This window comes from Microbaculum marinum (assembly GCF_037855135.1).
GTDB lineage: Bacteria > Pseudomonadota > Alphaproteobacteria > Rhizobiales > Tepidamorphaceae > Microbaculum > Microbaculum marinum.
Window position 1 is genome coordinate 47381 of sequence record NZ_JAZHOF010000005.1, and the last position, 14097, is coordinate 61477.

Annotated in this window: 12 protein-coding genes; 6 read left to right on the forward strand and 6 right to left on the reverse strand. The window is 66.5% G+C overall.

Annotated elements, in window-relative coordinates:
• Positions 1-35: 35 nt before the first annotated feature.
• Both V3328_RS13015 and V3328_RS13020 read right to left on the reverse strand, forming a co-directional pair.
• Complete coding sequence (locus tag V3328_RS13015; protein WP_340330108.1) at positions 36-1976, reverse strand: DUF2207 domain-containing protein; 1941 nt, start codon at positions 1974-1976, stop codon at positions 36-38.
• Positions 1977-1988: 12 nt separating this feature from the next.
• The gene (locus V3328_RS13020) at positions 1989-2558 is read right to left on the reverse strand and encodes a LemA family protein (RefSeq protein WP_340330109.1); all 570 of its coding nucleotides are present in this window, start codon (positions 2556-2558) and stop codon (positions 1989-1991) included.
• Positions 2559-3055: 497 nt separating this feature from the next.
• Between V3328_RS13020 and V3328_RS13025 the strand changes: the two genes are divergently transcribed.
• Genes V3328_RS13025 through V3328_RS13040 form a run of 4 tightly spaced genes read left to right on the forward strand, consistent with a single transcriptional unit; the run spans position 3056 to position 5464 of the window.
• On the forward strand, positions 3056-3610 hold the full coding sequence (locus V3328_RS13025) for a sigma-70 family RNA polymerase sigma factor (RefSeq protein WP_340330110.1): 555 nt from the start codon (positions 3056-3058) through the stop codon (positions 3608-3610).
• A complete protein-coding gene (locus V3328_RS13030) occupies positions 3607-4263 on the forward strand; it encodes a ChrR family anti-sigma-E factor (RefSeq protein WP_340330111.1) in 657 nt (218 codons plus the stop codon). The genes V3328_RS13025 and V3328_RS13030 overlap by 4 nt, the downstream gene beginning before the upstream one ends.
• Positions 4264-4277: 14 nt before the next feature.
• Positions 4278-5036 carry an SDR family NAD(P)-dependent oxidoreductase gene (locus tag V3328_RS13035; RefSeq protein ID WP_340330112.1) on the forward strand — a complete coding sequence of 253 codons (759 nt, stop codon included), beginning with the start codon at positions 4278-4280 and terminating at the stop codon, positions 5034-5036.
• 2 nt (positions 5037-5038) lie between these two features.
• Complete coding sequence (locus V3328_RS13040) at positions 5039-5464, forward strand: nuclear transport factor 2 family protein (protein ID WP_340330113.1); 426 nt, start codon at positions 5039-5041, stop codon at positions 5462-5464.
• A 22-nt stretch (positions 5465-5486) separates the two neighbouring features.
• Here V3328_RS13040 and V3328_RS13045 read toward each other — a convergent pair whose 3' ends face one another.
• The 4 genes from V3328_RS13045 to V3328_RS13060 form a co-directional block, all read right to left on the reverse strand.
• Complete coding sequence (locus V3328_RS13045; RefSeq protein WP_340330114.1) at positions 5487-6728, reverse strand: class I SAM-dependent methyltransferase; 1242 nt, start codon at positions 6726-6728, stop codon at positions 5487-5489.
• A 10-nt stretch (positions 6729-6738) separates the two neighbouring features.
• The gene (locus V3328_RS13050) at positions 6739-7542 is read right to left on the reverse strand and encodes a DUF1365 domain-containing protein (protein WP_340330115.1); all 804 of its coding nucleotides are present in this window, start codon (positions 7540-7542) and stop codon (positions 6739-6741) included.
• On the reverse strand, positions 7539-8867 hold the full coding sequence (locus V3328_RS13055; RefSeq protein WP_340330116.1) for an NAD(P)/FAD-dependent oxidoreductase: 1329 nt from the start codon (positions 8865-8867) through the stop codon (positions 7539-7541). Before V3328_RS13055 ends, V3328_RS13050 begins: the two co-directional genes overlap by 4 nt.
• 68 nt (positions 8868-8935) lie before the next feature.
• A complete protein-coding gene (locus V3328_RS13060) occupies positions 8936-9991 on the reverse strand; it encodes an NAD-dependent epimerase (protein WP_340330117.1) in 1056 nt (351 codons plus the stop codon).
• Between the two features lie 320 nt (positions 9992-10311).
• Between V3328_RS13060 and V3328_RS13065 the strand changes: the two genes are divergently transcribed.
• Both V3328_RS13065 and V3328_RS13070 read left to right on the forward strand, forming a co-directional pair.
• Positions 10312-12132: an ABC transporter ATP-binding protein gene (locus V3328_RS13065; RefSeq protein ID WP_452304561.1), complete on the forward strand. Its 1821-nt coding sequence runs from the start codon at positions 10312-10314 to the stop codon at positions 12130-12132.
• 17 nt (positions 12133-12149) lie between these two features.
• A complete protein-coding gene (locus tag V3328_RS13070; protein WP_340330119.1) occupies positions 12150-14060 on the forward strand; it encodes an ABC transporter substrate-binding protein in 1911 nt (636 codons plus the stop codon).
• The last annotated feature ends 37 nt before the right edge of the window (positions 14061-14097 follow it).

Genomic DNA, 14097 nt, shown 5'->3' on the forward strand with positions numbered 1-14097 from the left:
TCAACGGCCGGGCGGCCGGCCCGGCGTGGCCGCCCTCACCAGCCGCCGCCGCCACCGCCGCCGCCACCGCCGCCCGACGATCCCCCGCCGGACGATCCGGAGCTGCCGCTGGATTGCGTCACCGTCGCCGCCCCGTATGCACTGCCGAGGCTTGCGCCGACGCTGCGCAGGGCGCCCGCGTCGCGGAAGCCGCTGCCGCGCGATCCCGAATACCAGGACGGCTTCAGGTAGGGGTCGGATCCCTGGGCCGCATGGGCCGCCGCAATCTCCGCGGCAAACTGGTCGGTCCACTCGGTCTCGACGTCGAGCGCGATCGCGTAGGGCAGCATCTCATGAAAGTGCTCGGGAGTCTTGTCCGGCGGGTTCTCGAACCTCAGCCGGTCTTCCTCGGCGACCGTCAGGTAGAGGCGGGTGCCCTCGATCTCGTCCATAGCCTTGCGCCCGATCGCCGTGCGCACCTTCAGCAGGTTCCAGAACACGACGTTCAGCAGCGCGATGACGATGAGAGTGAGGAACGGCACCAGGCCCATCTGGGTGCCGATTCCGATGAAGAAGCCGCCGAGCGACAGGACCATGAAGCCGATGACGCCGACCTGAATGATGGAGGCGACGAGGGCGACGATGCTGCTGGACCTGCGGTAGTCACGCACGGATCGCCAGGCTTTGACGAAGACCGTCCCGAGGACCACCGCGAAGACCGTCGGGAATATCGCCAGGAACAACAACTCGACATGCCGGACGGAGATGAGCGCCGACGCGAACCAGCCGAATATCGTCACCACCACGCCGAGCACGAACCAGCCGAAGTTCCGCTTGAAGTAGATCCTGTCGTAGGTCCTGCGCAAATGGTTCCTGAGGGCATTCGACGCCGCCGTGAGTCGCGAGCGGCTGGTGCGCTGGATGACGATTTCCTCGCCGGTATCGAACAGTTCGTCGTAGAGCACCGCCTCGCCGTCGGACATCGGCTGCCGGGCATCCGCATCGGGCAGCGCGACGAGCGTCTGCTTCTTCGACGCCTCCCTGATCTTGAGATGGCCCTTGACCGCAAGCGAGATGATCGCCGCGGCAACGCAGGTATAGTCGAAGCCCATCCGTTCGACGGACCGCATCGCGGCGGGCGGCATTTCGGGATGATAGACCGGAATGATCGTGCCTCTCGGCGGATCGCGGCCGATGAGGAACCAGACGACCAGATAGTAGATCAGCACGATCCCGAGCGTCAGGGCGGCGGCGGCCAGCGCACCCCACCGCTCGATCCAGCGTGCCAGGCGCTGGGATCCCGACTCCGGGTCGACATATCCCGGCGGCCAGCCGACGGCGACGGTAAGGCCTTCGCCGGACGCAAGCGTGCGCGTGGTCCGGAACTGCGGATCGCCGTTCCTCGCCTCGCCGATCACCACGTCCTCGCCCTGTTCGCCGCGATAGCCGGTATAGGCGGCGAGCTGGCTGACGGGTGCTCCCGGCGGCGGCACCACGACCGCGGTTGCCTGCTCGATCGGAAATGCCCAGTTGTTGCCGGTGACGTTCCAGTAGACTTCGTCGACGCCGTCGAAGCGACGGACCTGATCCCCCATCCGATAGACGATCCGGTAGCGGTAGACGCCGGGTTCCAGGAACACGCCGGCGTCGCCGAGATAGATTCGAACGGCGCCGCCGCTGCGCTCGATCCGGCTCGGCTCCGGCCGCCCGTCGCGCAGCGTCTGGACAAGGTCGAAGGAGGGCCGGCCGATGCCGAGCAGCCCCACTCCGCCGACGGGAATGTCGCGATAGATGCCGCGCCGGATCTCGCGACCCAGCGCGACAACCTCGATGTCCTCGGTGACCAGCACGGCGCCGTCCTGCTGGACCGCTATGCGGACGTCGTAGGTGCGGATCACCTCGCGGGTCAGCGTATCCTGGGCGTGTGCGGGCGAGGCCAGTGCGGTCGGCAGCAGCGCTGCGGCGAGCACCAGCAGTGCGGAGACAAGAATGCGCATCGTCGCTGGCGATCAGTCGAAGGATACCGCGACCGGTCTGGACGCCGCCTCGGCCTCCGCCTCGTCGAGTTCGAAGAACTCGCGCTTCTCGAACCCGAACTGCGCGGCCACGATGTTGGATGGGAACTGCTCGATCCTGATGTTCAGGTCGCGAACCGAACCGTTGTAGAAGCGCCGCGACCGGTTGATCATGTCCTCCGTCTCGGTCAGGTCGCTCTGGAGCTGCGCGAAATTCTGGTTGGCCTTCAGGTCGGGGTAGGCTTCGGCCAGCGCGAACAGGTTCTTCAGCGCGTGCTGGAGCATGTTCTCGGTCTCGGCCTGATGCGCCGGACTGCCGTCGTCGGCCATGGCACGGTTGCGGGCCTCGACGACGGCTTCCAGCGTCCCGGCCTCGTGCCGGGCATAGCCTTTCACGGTCTCGACGAGATTGGGGATTAGATCGTAGCGCCGTTTCATCTGAACCTGGATGTCGCTCCACGCCTCAGAGACGCGGGTCCTCAGCGAAACCAGGGAGTTGTAGATGACGACGGCGTAGAGTGCTGCAATGACGATGAGTGCGAGTACAATATAGACGAGGATCATGTGGCTGCCTCTCTTGACGAATGCAGCAACACTATCCCGCGATCCGGCGAATTGCGACTGGCTGGAGCCGGAAAAAGGCGGCCGCCCCGCGCAGGTTACAACGGGGCGGCCTACTGATACCCGGTTGGGGGCACGGGCATCAGATTCCCGATACGGTGCAGAATTTCGACTGGATCACATCATACGTTTACTTTGGAAAGCCGGTCGTACGTGTGATTGCCCCAAGACCTCCCGCCGGTCGCGACCGCATTCATGTTCGCGCATGTGAATTTGTCACATGCCGGCACATCAAGCAATGGATACGTCGCCGCTTTCGAGGACTATCAATACTGACGTAACGGCATGTTTTGACCTGGCGACACAGTCGGCCCGGTGATCCGACAAAGTTTCCATCTCGTAGCAACCTGCGGTATCAACAAGAGGCCCTGGACGTGCACGCGGCCCTTCGAATGTCGGACTCCACGAACGAATCGGGAATGGTTCCTCGCAAAGAGGCCATGACGGATCTGCTCGTGCGGATCGGCGCGAACCGCGACCGCCAGGCCTATCAGGCGATGTTCGTGTATTTCGCACCCCGGGTGAAGGGCTTCCTGATGAGCAAGGGCGCCGACTCGGCACTCGCCGAGGAGCTCATGCAGGACACCATGCTGACGGTCTGGACCAAGGCGTCGATGTATCATCCCGGCCGCGGATCAGCATCCACCTGGATATTCACCATCGCCCGCAACCTCAGGATCGACAAGCTGCGCCGCGAATCCGTCCAGCATTTCGACGACGTCGACGGGCTGGAGATCGCCGAGGACGATCCCAACACCGGGCGTACCGTCGTGGCCCAGGACGATGCCGTTATCGCCGGCCAGGAGCGCCGGCTGGTCGCCGCGGCAATGAAGCGGCTGCCGACGGACCAGGCGGAGGTGATCCGGCTGTCGTTCGTCGACGACCTGTCCCAGCACGACATCGCCGACAGGCTCGGATTGCCGCTGGGCACGGTGAAGTCCCGGATGCGGCTGGCATACAACAAGCTTCGGCAGGCGCTGGAGAGCGAACTTTGACGATCCGGCACCATCCCGACGATGCGACCCTGCTGAGCTATGCGGCCGGAACCCTGCCGGAAGCTCTGGCGGTGGCGGTTTCCGCGCATGTCGCGCTGTGCCCGCGGTGCCGGCACGGGATCCGCACGGCGGAGACGGTCGGCGGCGCCCTGCTGGACTCCGGCAGCGCCGCGGAGATCGCTGCCGACGCCCTCGACAGGGCGATGGCGCGGATCGAAACGCGGGCAGGAGGCGTCGCCACGCCGGAGCCGCTCCCGGACGTTGCCGACGCGCGCGTTCCCGCCCCCCTCGCCCGCCGGCTCGGCGCCGGGCTCGACGATATTCGCTGGCGCTGGATCGCGCCGGGGGTGCGCAGCCACGAGATCACCGTATCGCCGGGCAGCGGCAGCCTGATGCTTCTCAAGATCGCGCCGGGCAAGTCGATGCCCGACCACGGTCATGGCGGCACCGAACTGACGATGGTCCTCGACGGATCCTACTCCGACGAGACCGGGCGCTACGGGCCGGGAGACGTGGCCGATCTCGACGAGAGCATCGAACATTCGCCGATGGTCGATTCGGAGGTCGACTGCGTCTGCCTTGTCGCGCTGGAGGCGCCGACGCGCTTCAAGGGCCGCATCGCGCGGCTGCTGCAGCCTTACCTGCGCATCTGACGATGAGGCCGGTCATGAAGACGTTGCCGTGGAAGACGGCGTGGGTGGTCGGGGCGAGTTCCGGAATCGGACGGGCGACGGCCCGCCGCCTCGCCGCGTCCGGGGTCCGGGTGGCGGCATCCTCGCGCAGCCGGCCGGAGCTGTCGGCGCTCGCCGACGAGGGGCGCGGCGGCATCGCCGCCTATCCCCTAGACGTCACCGACCGCGACGGTCTCCTGCAGGCGGTGCCGGCGATCGACGACGAGTTGGGCCCGATCGACCTGGTGGTGCTTTCGGCCGGCATATGGGAGCCGTTCGAACCGGACAGCTTCGATCCGGCGGCGTTCAGCGCCAACATGGAGGTGAACTACCTCGGTGCGGTCAACGCGATCGCCGCGGTCCTGCCGGCGTTCAGGGCGCGCGGCAGCGGGCAGATCGCCATCGTCGCCTCCGTCGCCGGCTATGTCGGGCTTCCCAAGGCGGCGACCTATGGCCCCACGAAGGCGGCGCTGATCAATCTCGCCGAATGCCTCAGGTGCGAACTCGACGGCAGCGGCGTCACGGTCTGCGTCGTCAACCCGGGCTTCGTCGAGACGCGCCTGACGGCGAAGAACGACTTCCCGATGCCGTTCCTGATGTCCGCGGAAGAGGCGGCCGACCGGATGATCCGCGGCCTGGCGACCGGCAGGTTCGAGGTGGCCTTTCCGCGGCGCCTGACCTGGCTCATGAAACTCGCCAGGCTGTTGCCGTATCCCGTCTACTTTCCCGGCATTCGAACCTTCGTGGCGCGCTGAGCATGGAACCGACTGCGATATCCGCCTATGTGGCGGCCCTGGAGGCGATGCGGCCGGAGACGATCGACGATGTTCTCGTCCATTGCGCCGACGACGTGCGCTTCACCGATTCCTTCAACGACGTCACCGGCAAGCCGGCGCTGCGGCACGTCTTCGCCGACATGTTCGAGAAGGTGTCCGACCTGTCGTTCGCAGTCCACGACCGCCAGGGTACGGGCGCGCGCTGGCTCCTGACCTGGACCTATGCCGGCCGGCTCGGGCGCCTCGGTCACGTGACGATAGAGGGGATGAGCCGCGTCGACCTCGACGCGGACGGCCGCGTCCGCCGGCACGCCGACTTCTGGGACGGCGGCGAGATATACCGGAGGGTGCCGGTGGTCGGCGCGGTCAACCGCGCCATCATGCGCCGGGTCGCGGCGACGGGCTGAGCCGCCCGCAGCGGCTAAGCTGTCAGGAGGTCTTCACCAGCCGGTAGATCCCGACATCGATCCGCCCCTCCAGGAAGCCCGCCTCGCAGTAGGACAGGTAGTACTCCCACTTGCGCCGGAACCGGTCGTCGAAGCCGAGATCGGCGATCGCCGGCCAGGCGGCGAGAAAGCGGCTGCGCCATTCCCTCAAGGTGCGCGCGTAGCTTGCGCCGAACGTCTCCATCCCGTCGAGGGCCAGGCCGGCGGCGGCGGCCTCGCGAGAGATGATGCCGGCGGTCGGCAGCATGCCGCCTGGAAAGATGTAGCGCTGTATGAAATCGACGCCGCGGCGGTAGGAGTCGTAGAACGGCTCGGCGATCGTGATCGCCTGGATCGCGGCGATGCCGGACCTGCGCAGGCGGTTCGACAGGGTCGAGAAGTAGGTCGGCCAGTGCTCCGCGCCGACCGCCTCGATCATCTCGATGGAGGCGATCCGGTCGTACGACCCCCGGGTGTCCCGATAGTCCTGGAACAGCAGCTCGCAGCGATCGGCGAGGCCGCCGGCGGCGATCCTTGCGCGGGCATAGGCAAGCTGTTCCCGCGACAGGCTGATCCCGGTGACGCGGGCGCCGAATTCGGCCGCAGCGACCTCCGCGAATCCGCCCCAGCCGCAGCCGATCTCGAGGATCTCGCCGCCGTCGGCAAGATCGAGCGCGTCGATGATCTTGCGGTACTTGGCGTGCTGCGCGGATTCCAGGTCGTTGGCGCCGCCTTCGAAATAGCCGCTGGAGTAGGTCATGCCCGCGTCGAGCCACTGCCGGTAGAAATCGTTCGACAGGTCGTAGTGCTCGGAGATGTTCCGCTTCGCACCTTCAGGAGTGTTGGCGCGGTTGCGATGGTAGAAGCGGTCGGGCAGCCGCACCTTGAACAGACCGGACCCCGCCTCGCCGAAGCGGGCCTCGTTGTTCATGAAGAAGCGCAGGAACGTCACGAGATCCGGCGTCGTGAGATCGCCATCCATGTAGGCCTGGGCGAATCCGATCGTGCCGCGCCGGATCGCCTTCGGGATGATCCGCAGATTGGCGAAGTCGATTTCGGCTCGGTGGCCGGGCCGGCCGGAGTCGAGCCGGAACCTCCGACCGTCCGGTGCCGTCACGGTCAGGACGCCAGCCGACTCGAAACCGGCAAGCGCGCGCCGGGTCGCTGCGATCACCGCCCGGTCGAGCAGGTGGCCGACCGGTCCGCGATGCCGCGTCGGTTCGGCCGACAGGCATGTCAGGCTCATGGGGCGAGGCTCATCGGGGCGACCCCTCCAGTTCAAGCGGCGTCGGCAGGTAGGAGACCGGAACGTCGGGCGCGGGCGGGCGGGGCACCGGACGCAAGCCCTTCAGGTAGAGCTTCAGGGCCTCCCAGTGGATGCCGCCGATGACCTTCCATGTCAGAGCCGGGTGCCGCCAGGCGGTCACGGCGAGCTGTCTGTCGCTGATCTCGCGCCGTGCCCCCACCAGATGGGCGTCCAGGATGCCGCCGCCCGCGTCCGACAGCGAGACGCCGGCACGCACCCGCTCGTCCGGCACGGCAATCCGGAAATCGTACCGGCCGCGGGTGTCGTTGAACGGCGAGACGTAGAAGCGCTTCGCGCAGTTCTGCCGGATCGGTCCCGATGCCGGCGGCTCCACCGGCAGGACGTAGGTCTTGCGCTCGCCGAAGGTGTTGGACACCTCGTATATGACGAGGCGGGGTTCGTCGCCGCTTCCGAAGGCATAGTAGATGCTGAGCGGGTTGAAGACATAGCCGGCAAACCGCGGCAGACAGAGAAGGCTGATCCGACGGATCTCACCGGCCAGGCCGGCCTTTGCGACGATCCGGTCGACGTGACGGCGGAGCGGCGTGCCGTCGCCAGGACCGTGATCACGGTCGTGCAGCGAGAACAGGTTGAGGCGGTTGTAGGAGAATAGCCTGAACGCGCCAGACAGTTCGGGCAGTTCGTCCAGGTCGAGCAGCGCGTATGTGAGGCGGTAGCGCAATTCGTGGACAACGGGCCGGAGGCGGCGGTGGACGACGACCGCGTCGTAGAGGGAGGACGAGAACGCGGTCATTCCGCCGCCTCCGGAAGTTGGACGCCTACGGCCGGAGGAACCAGTCGTATGCGTCCGGATTCGTCGGGAACGGACCAGGGTCTGCGCACATCGCCGACCTGCTCGGCGACGGCCAGGCCCGACTGGATGCCGTCCTCGTGGAAGCCGTCGCCGAAATAGCTGCCGCAGAACCAGGTGCGGCGGCGGCCCTGCAACGACCAGAGCCGCTCGCGTGCGGCCACCGCGCGACCGTCGAAGACGGGATGGTCGTAGGAGAAGCTTCCGTGCGTCCGCCCGGGATCCGGCATCCGGGGCGGGTTGAGGGTCACGAAGACATCGGTGTCGGTTGCGAGCTTCTGAAGGCTGTTCATCCAGTAGCTGACGCACATCTCCGTCTCGGCGCCGTCGTCCACCTTCATGTAGTTCCAACTGGCCCAGAGCCGGCGCCGGCGCGGCATCAACGATCGGTCGGTATGCAGAACGGCGCGATTCGCCTGGTAGCGGAAGGCGCCGAGCAGGTCCTGCTCCAGATCGTCCGCGTCGGACAGCAAGCGCAGCGCCTGATCGGCGTGAGTGGCGATGATTACGTGATCGAACGCATGCAGCGCCGCGTCCCGTACCTGGACATACACCCGGCTGCCGCGTCGGGTCACACCGGAGACGGGACTGTCCGGCCGCACGTCGATGCGGCCGTCGCAAACGAGCCGCCGAACGTATTCGCGAGCGCCATTGGCGACGGTGCGCCACTGCGGCCGGCCGATGAGCCGGAGCAGGCCGTGATTGCGGTAGAAGCGCAGGAACGATCCGGCCGGATATTGCAGCATCCGGTCCATCGGCGTCGACCAGATCGCCGCCGCCATCGGCAGCAGATGGCTCTCGACGAAGCGCCGCGAATAGCCGCGAGAGGCCAGTGCGTCGCCGAGCGTAAGGGGTCCTTCGTCGCGCTCGATCGCGGCCGGCGCCTCCCGGAAGAAGCGCAGGATCTCGAAGAACAGCTTCCAGTGACCCGGATCGAGCGCGTTCGCCGGCTGGCCGAAGAATCCGGCGAGCGAGCCCGAGTACTCGTAGGCACCGTTGCCGAACGACAGCGCGAAGCTCATCCGGGCCGGCACCGTCTCGACGCCCAGATACGCCAGCAGCGCCGTCAGGTTGGGATAGTTCTCCTCGTTGTAGACGATGAAGCCCGTATCGACAGGAACGTCGCCCTCGGCAAGCGACATGTCGACGGTGTTGGTATGGCCGCCCAGACGATGACCCTGTTCGAAAAGGGTCACCTCGTGATCCCGCGACAGCAGCCAGGCGGCCGACAGTCCGGAAATTCCTGAGCCGATCACGGCGATCTTCATTCTGGGCGGTCCGTATGAACTGCGGTGGATCGTATACGGTCCCGTCCCGCCCCCGGATCACCTGCCGGCTACGTCTGGTAGTATGACCGGTACCACGCAACGAACCGGGCGAACCCCTCCTCCAGCGAGGTTTCGGGGCGATAGCCCACGGCCTCGAACAGGTCGGCGACGTCGGCTGCGGTGGCGCGCACGTCGCCCGCCTGCATCGGCTGGTAGTCTCGGACCGCCTTCCTGCCGAGCGCTGCCTCGAGCGTGTCGATCATTTCCTCGAGCCCGACGGAGCGGTCGCTGCCGATGTTGTAGATGCGCCAGGGCGCCGCAGCGGTGGCGACATCGGGATCGCCGCCGTTCCAGGCCGTGCTGGCGACTGCCGGGCGATCGGCGATGCGCACCACGCCTTCCACGATGTCGTCGACATAGGTGAAGCTGCGCCGCATCTTGCCCTGGCCGAACACCGGGACCGGGTCGCCGGCCAGGATCGCCCTCGAAAACAGGAACAGCGCCATGTCGGGCCGTCCCCACGGTCCGTAGACGGTGAAGAACCGCAGGCCGGTCGCCGGAAGATCGAACAGGTGCGAATAGGAATGCGCCATCAGTTCGTTCGCCCGTTTCGTGGCGCCGTACAGAGAGACGGGATGATCGGCGGGCAGGTGCTCGTTGAACGGCTCGGCGGTCACCGCGCCATACACCGAACTGGACGATGCGTAGACCAGGTGGCGCACCCCGTGGTGGCGACAGCCTTCGAGTACGTTGAGGAATCCGGCAAGGTTCGCGGAAACGTAGTCGTGCGGCTTGTGAAGCGAGTGACGGACGCCGGGCTGCGCGGCCAGATGGAGCACCAGTGTCGGCTCGTGCGCTTCGAAGATCGTGGCCATCGCCGATGGGTCGGCCACGTCCACCTTGCGGAACAGGAAGCCGTCGAACCTGCCCAGTTCCGCCAGCCGTGCCGTCTTGAGCTTCGGATCGTAATAGGGACTGAGGTTGTCGATGCCGACCACGCGTCGTCCGGCAGCCAGATACCGGCGTGCAACGTGATAGCCGATGAAGCCGGCCGCCCCCGTAACGAGGATCGGCCGATCGGCGTAGGCTGCGCCGGGCGCAGGGACGGAAGTCTGCTCGGCCATGCTGGGTCTTCAATCGCTCCGGTCAGGGCTCCAGTCGGGGTGAGGCCGGTCGCGCCAGCCGGAACGGGCCGCCCGCGTCACGATCGGCGGCAGGTCATCGGGCCACGGGAGCAGGCGGCCTCGACCGGCGGCATCTCTATCGCCAATTGGCGTTTGCAAACAAGTAAGATAGGCCGCGCAATGAGTTTCCATTCCGTGTTATTCCGCCGTAACATTGCCGAGAAACAGTGGCGGCCGCCCATCACAATCATGGCCGACGAACGGGGGAAGGGCACGTGGCGATTCTGTCGATCGAGGATCTGACGATCGACTTCCGGTCGATGGAGGGAGGGCTGCGCGCCGTCGACGGCGCCAGCTTTGCCGTCGAACCGGGGCGCACGACCGCCCTGGTCGGCGAATCGGGTTCGGGCAAGAGCGTGATATCGCAGGCGGTGATGGGTATCCTTCCGACCGCCGCCAGGATCACCGGTGGCCGCATCCTGTTCCGCGACCCGGCAGACGGCAAGGAAACCGACATCGCCGGGCTCGATCCAGAAGGCTCCGCCATGCGCGACCTGCGCGGCAACCGGATCGGCATCGTCTTCCAGGAGCCGATGACCTCGCTGTCGCCCCTGCACACGGTCGGCGACCAGATCGGCGAGGCGGCGAGGCTGCATCTCGGCCTGACCCGCCAGCAGGCCCGCGCGGCAACCCGCGACATGTTGCGGCTGGTGCAGTTTCCCGATCCCGAACGGGCGCTCGACACCTATCCCTTCGAATTGTCCGGCGGCCTGCGGCAGCGCGCCGTCATCGCCATGGCGCTGATCTGCCGGCCGGCGCTGCTGATCGCCGACGAGCCGACCACGGCTCTCGACGTCACCATCCAGGCGGAGATCCTGCGGCTGATGAACCAGCTGCAGTCGGAACTCGGCATGTCGATCCTGCTGATCACCCACGACTTCGGCGTCGTCGCCAACATGGCCCAGGACGTGGTGGTGATCTTCCGCGGCCGGATCATGGAATCCGGGCCTGTCGACGAAATCTTCCGCGACCCCCGGCACCCGTATCTGAAGGCGCTGCTGCACGCGGTGCCGCGCTTCGACATGAAGGAGGACGAGCGCCTGGTCCCGCTGCGCGAGATCAAGCCCGAAACGAGCGGCCACCTGATGAAACCGCGCGCCGATACCGGCAAGCGCGGCGAGCCGATCATCGAGGTCGACAGAATTTCCAAGAGCTTCCTGCTGCGCAGCGGCGGACCGTTCAAGGGCGCCCGGACGGTGAAGGCGCTGGACGGCGTCGACTTCAGCGTGATGCGCGGCGAGTGCCTGGGACTGGTCGGCGAATCCGGCTCGGGCAAGACCACCACGGCCATGGCGATCCTGCGGGCACTGGAGCCGGACAGCGGGACGATCTCGTTCTCCATCAACGGCGAGATGCGGGATATCGCCACCCTCGAGGGGGCCGACCTGATGGCCTACCGGCGCAAGATGCAGGTCGTCTTCCAGGATCCGTTCTCGTCGCTCAATCCGCGCATGACGATCTACGACATCCTGTCCGAGCCGTTCATCATCCACAGGACCTGCGACCTGAAGGAGCGCAACGAGCGGATCGGCGAGCTGATGCGACTGGTCGGGCTCGACGAAAAGCATCTCGGCCGCTATCCGCATTCCTTTTCCGGCGGACAGCGCCAGCGCATCGGCATCGCCCGCGCACTGGCGCTCGGTCCGGAAGTCATCCTCTGCGACGAACCCGTCTCCGCCCTCGACGTCTCCGTGCAGGCGCAGATCCTGAATCTGCTCAAGGATCTGCAGGACAAGCTGGGGCTGACCTACATCTTCGTCAGCCACAATCTCGCGGTCGTCGACTACATCTCCGACCGGGTCGCCGTGATGTGCCGGGGCATGGTTGTGGAACTCGCCGACAAGGTGTCGCTGATCAGGGATCCCCGGCACCCGTATACGCAGGCGCTGCTGGCCGCCGTCCCCGAGCCGAGCCTCGACAACCTCCTCGATTTCGAGGAGTTGTCGGCGGGCCGTGCCTCGAACCCGACAGCCTGGCCGGACCCGTTCACGCCGCTGCCGGGTCCGGCTCCGGAGCTGACCGAGGTCGCGCCGGGACATTTCGTTCTCGCCCCCGGGCTTTCGAAGGCCGCGGCGGCGTAACTGGAGGAGAACTGTCGATGTGGAGTCGCGCAGGTGCATTGGGTGCCGGTATGGCATTCGCACTGGCTCTTGCTTTCAATCCGGCCGCAGCACTCGAATACAAGGAGACCGAGTCGCTCGGCCGCACGCACGATGCGGCCGCGTTGCCACCGGTCGCCGAGCGGCTGCCCAGGGAACCGCTGGTGGTCGATCTCCAGGCGCAGGGCCGCGAGATCGGCAAGCACGGCGGAGACCTCGAAACGCTGATCGGGCGGGCCAAGGACGCGCGCCTGATCAACGTCTGGGGTTATGCACGCCTCGTCGGCTATGACGGGAAGCTGAACCTCGTCCCCGACATCCTGGAGAGCGTCGAGGTCGAAGACGACAGGGTGTTCACCCTGCACCTTCGCGAGGGCCACAAATGGTCCGACGGCGAGCCGTTCACCTCCGAGGACATCCGGTACTGGTGGGACGACATCGTCAACGAGCCCTCGCTGACCCCCTCCGGCCCGGATCCCTTCATGCTGGTCGACGGCAAGCCGCCGACGTTCGAGGTGATCGACGAGACGACGGTGCGGTTCAGCTGGGACGGTCCGAACCCGCTGTTCCTGCCGACGCTGGCCGCGGCCCGCGATCCGTTCATCTACCGTCCGGCGCACTACCTCAGGCAGTTCCACACCAGGTACGGCGACGAAGCCAAGATCCAGGAACTGGTCGACAAGTACCGCGCCTCTAGCTGGGCGGCGGTGCACAACGGCATGGACGAGATGTACGACGCCACCAATCCGGACCTGCCGACGCTGCAGCCCTGGGTGCTGGAGTCCGACGGCGACGGCCAGCGCTTCGTCATGGTGCGCAACCCCTACTACCACCGGGTCGACACCGCGGGGCAGCAGCTTCCCTATATCGACAGGATCGTCATGTCGGTCGCCGACGGCCGCCTGGTGGCGACCAAGACCCAGGCCGGCGAAAGCGACCTGCAGGCCCGCGGCCTGTCGCTGTCCGATGCCACCGTGCTGAAGCGCGGCGAGGCCGACCAGCACTACAAGACGCTGCTGTGGCCGCTGTCCTATGCCTCGCAGGTGGCGCTGTATCCGAACCTCACCGTGAAGGATCCCGAATGGCGCAAGCTGCTGCGCGACGCGCGGTTTCGGCACGCGCTGTCGCTCGCCATCAATCGCGACCACATCAACCGGGCGATCTATCTCGGCCTCGGCAAGCCCGGCAACAACACCGTCCTGCCCGAGAGCCCGCTGTTTGAGGAAAAGTTTCGCATCGAGCACGCGACCCTGGACATCGAAGGCGCCAACAAGCGGCTCGACGATCTCGGGCTGGCAAAGCGCAATGCGGAAGGCATCCGCCTGATGCCCTCCGGGCGGCCGCTGGAGATCATCGTTGAGACGGCGGGCGAGAGCCAGGAGCAGCTCGATGTCCTCGAACTGATCGCAGGCGACTGGAAGAAGATCGGCATCGCCCTGTACGCCAAGCCCTCGCAGCGCGACGTGATCTTCAACCGCGCGCTGTCCGGCGATCTGGTGATGGGCGTCTGGTCGGGCTGGGACAACGGCATCGCCACCGCCGACATGGCCCCGGACGAGCTGGCGCCGGTCCACGGCGATTCCTCGCTGCTCTGGCCGGCCTGGGGAGACTACTGGGAGAGCAAGGCGGCGTCCGGCGAACCGGTCGACTATCCGCCCGCCCAGGAGCTGCTCGATCTCTACAAGCGCTGGCTTTCGTCCGGCTCCGATGCCGAACGCCGGGAGATCTGGAAGAAGATGCTGGAAATCCACGCCCGGGAGACGCTGATAATCGGCATCGTCAACGGCGTCCGGCAACCGGTGGTTGTCAGTGACCACGTCAGGAATGTCCCCGTCGACGCCTTCTACGGCTGGGATCCGGGCGCGCAGTTCGGTATCTGGCGGATGGACGAATTCTTCATGACGAACTGACCCCCCGGGACTCGTCGACAGAAGGCCGAAAAGGAAA

Coding starts and splice junctions, on each gene's coding strand:
- V3328_RS13055 (WP_340330116.1), bottom strand. CDS start 8,867: ATGAAGATCGCCGTGATCGGCTCAGGAATTTCCGGACTGTCGGCCGCC.
- V3328_RS13020 (WP_340330109.1), bottom strand. CDS start 2,558: ATGATCCTCGTCTATATTGTACTCGCACTCATCGTCATTGCAGCACTC.
- V3328_RS13050 (WP_340330115.1), bottom strand. CDS start 7,542: ATGACCGCGTTCTCGTCCTCCCTCTACGACGCGGTCGTCGTCCACCGC.
- V3328_RS13065 (WP_452304561.1), top strand. CDS start 10,312: ATGGAGGGAGGGCTGCGCGCCGTCGACGGCGCCAGCTTTGCCGTCGAA.
- V3328_RS13060 (WP_340330117.1), bottom strand. CDS start 9,991: ATGGCCGAGCAGACTTCCGTCCCTGCGCCCGGCGCAGCCTACGCCGAT.
- V3328_RS13040 (WP_340330113.1), top strand. CDS start 5,039: ATGGAACCGACTGCGATATCCGCCTATGTGGCGGCCCTGGAGGCGATG.
- V3328_RS13015 (WP_340330108.1), bottom strand. CDS start 1,976: ATGCGCATTCTTGTCTCCGCACTGCTGGTGCTCGCCGCAGCGCTGCTG.
- V3328_RS13070 (WP_340330119.1), top strand. CDS start 12,150: ATGTGGAGTCGCGCAGGTGCATTGGGTGCCGGTATGGCATTCGCACTG.
- V3328_RS13035 (WP_340330112.1), top strand. CDS start 4,278: ATGAAGACGTTGCCGTGGAAGACGGCGTGGGTGGTCGGGGCGAGTTCC.
- V3328_RS13045 (WP_340330114.1), bottom strand. CDS start 6,728: ATGAGCCTGACATGCCTGTCGGCCGAACCGACGCGGCATCGCGGACCG.
- V3328_RS13025 (WP_340330110.1), top strand. CDS start 3,056: ATGACGGATCTGCTCGTGCGGATCGGCGCGAACCGCGACCGCCAGGCC.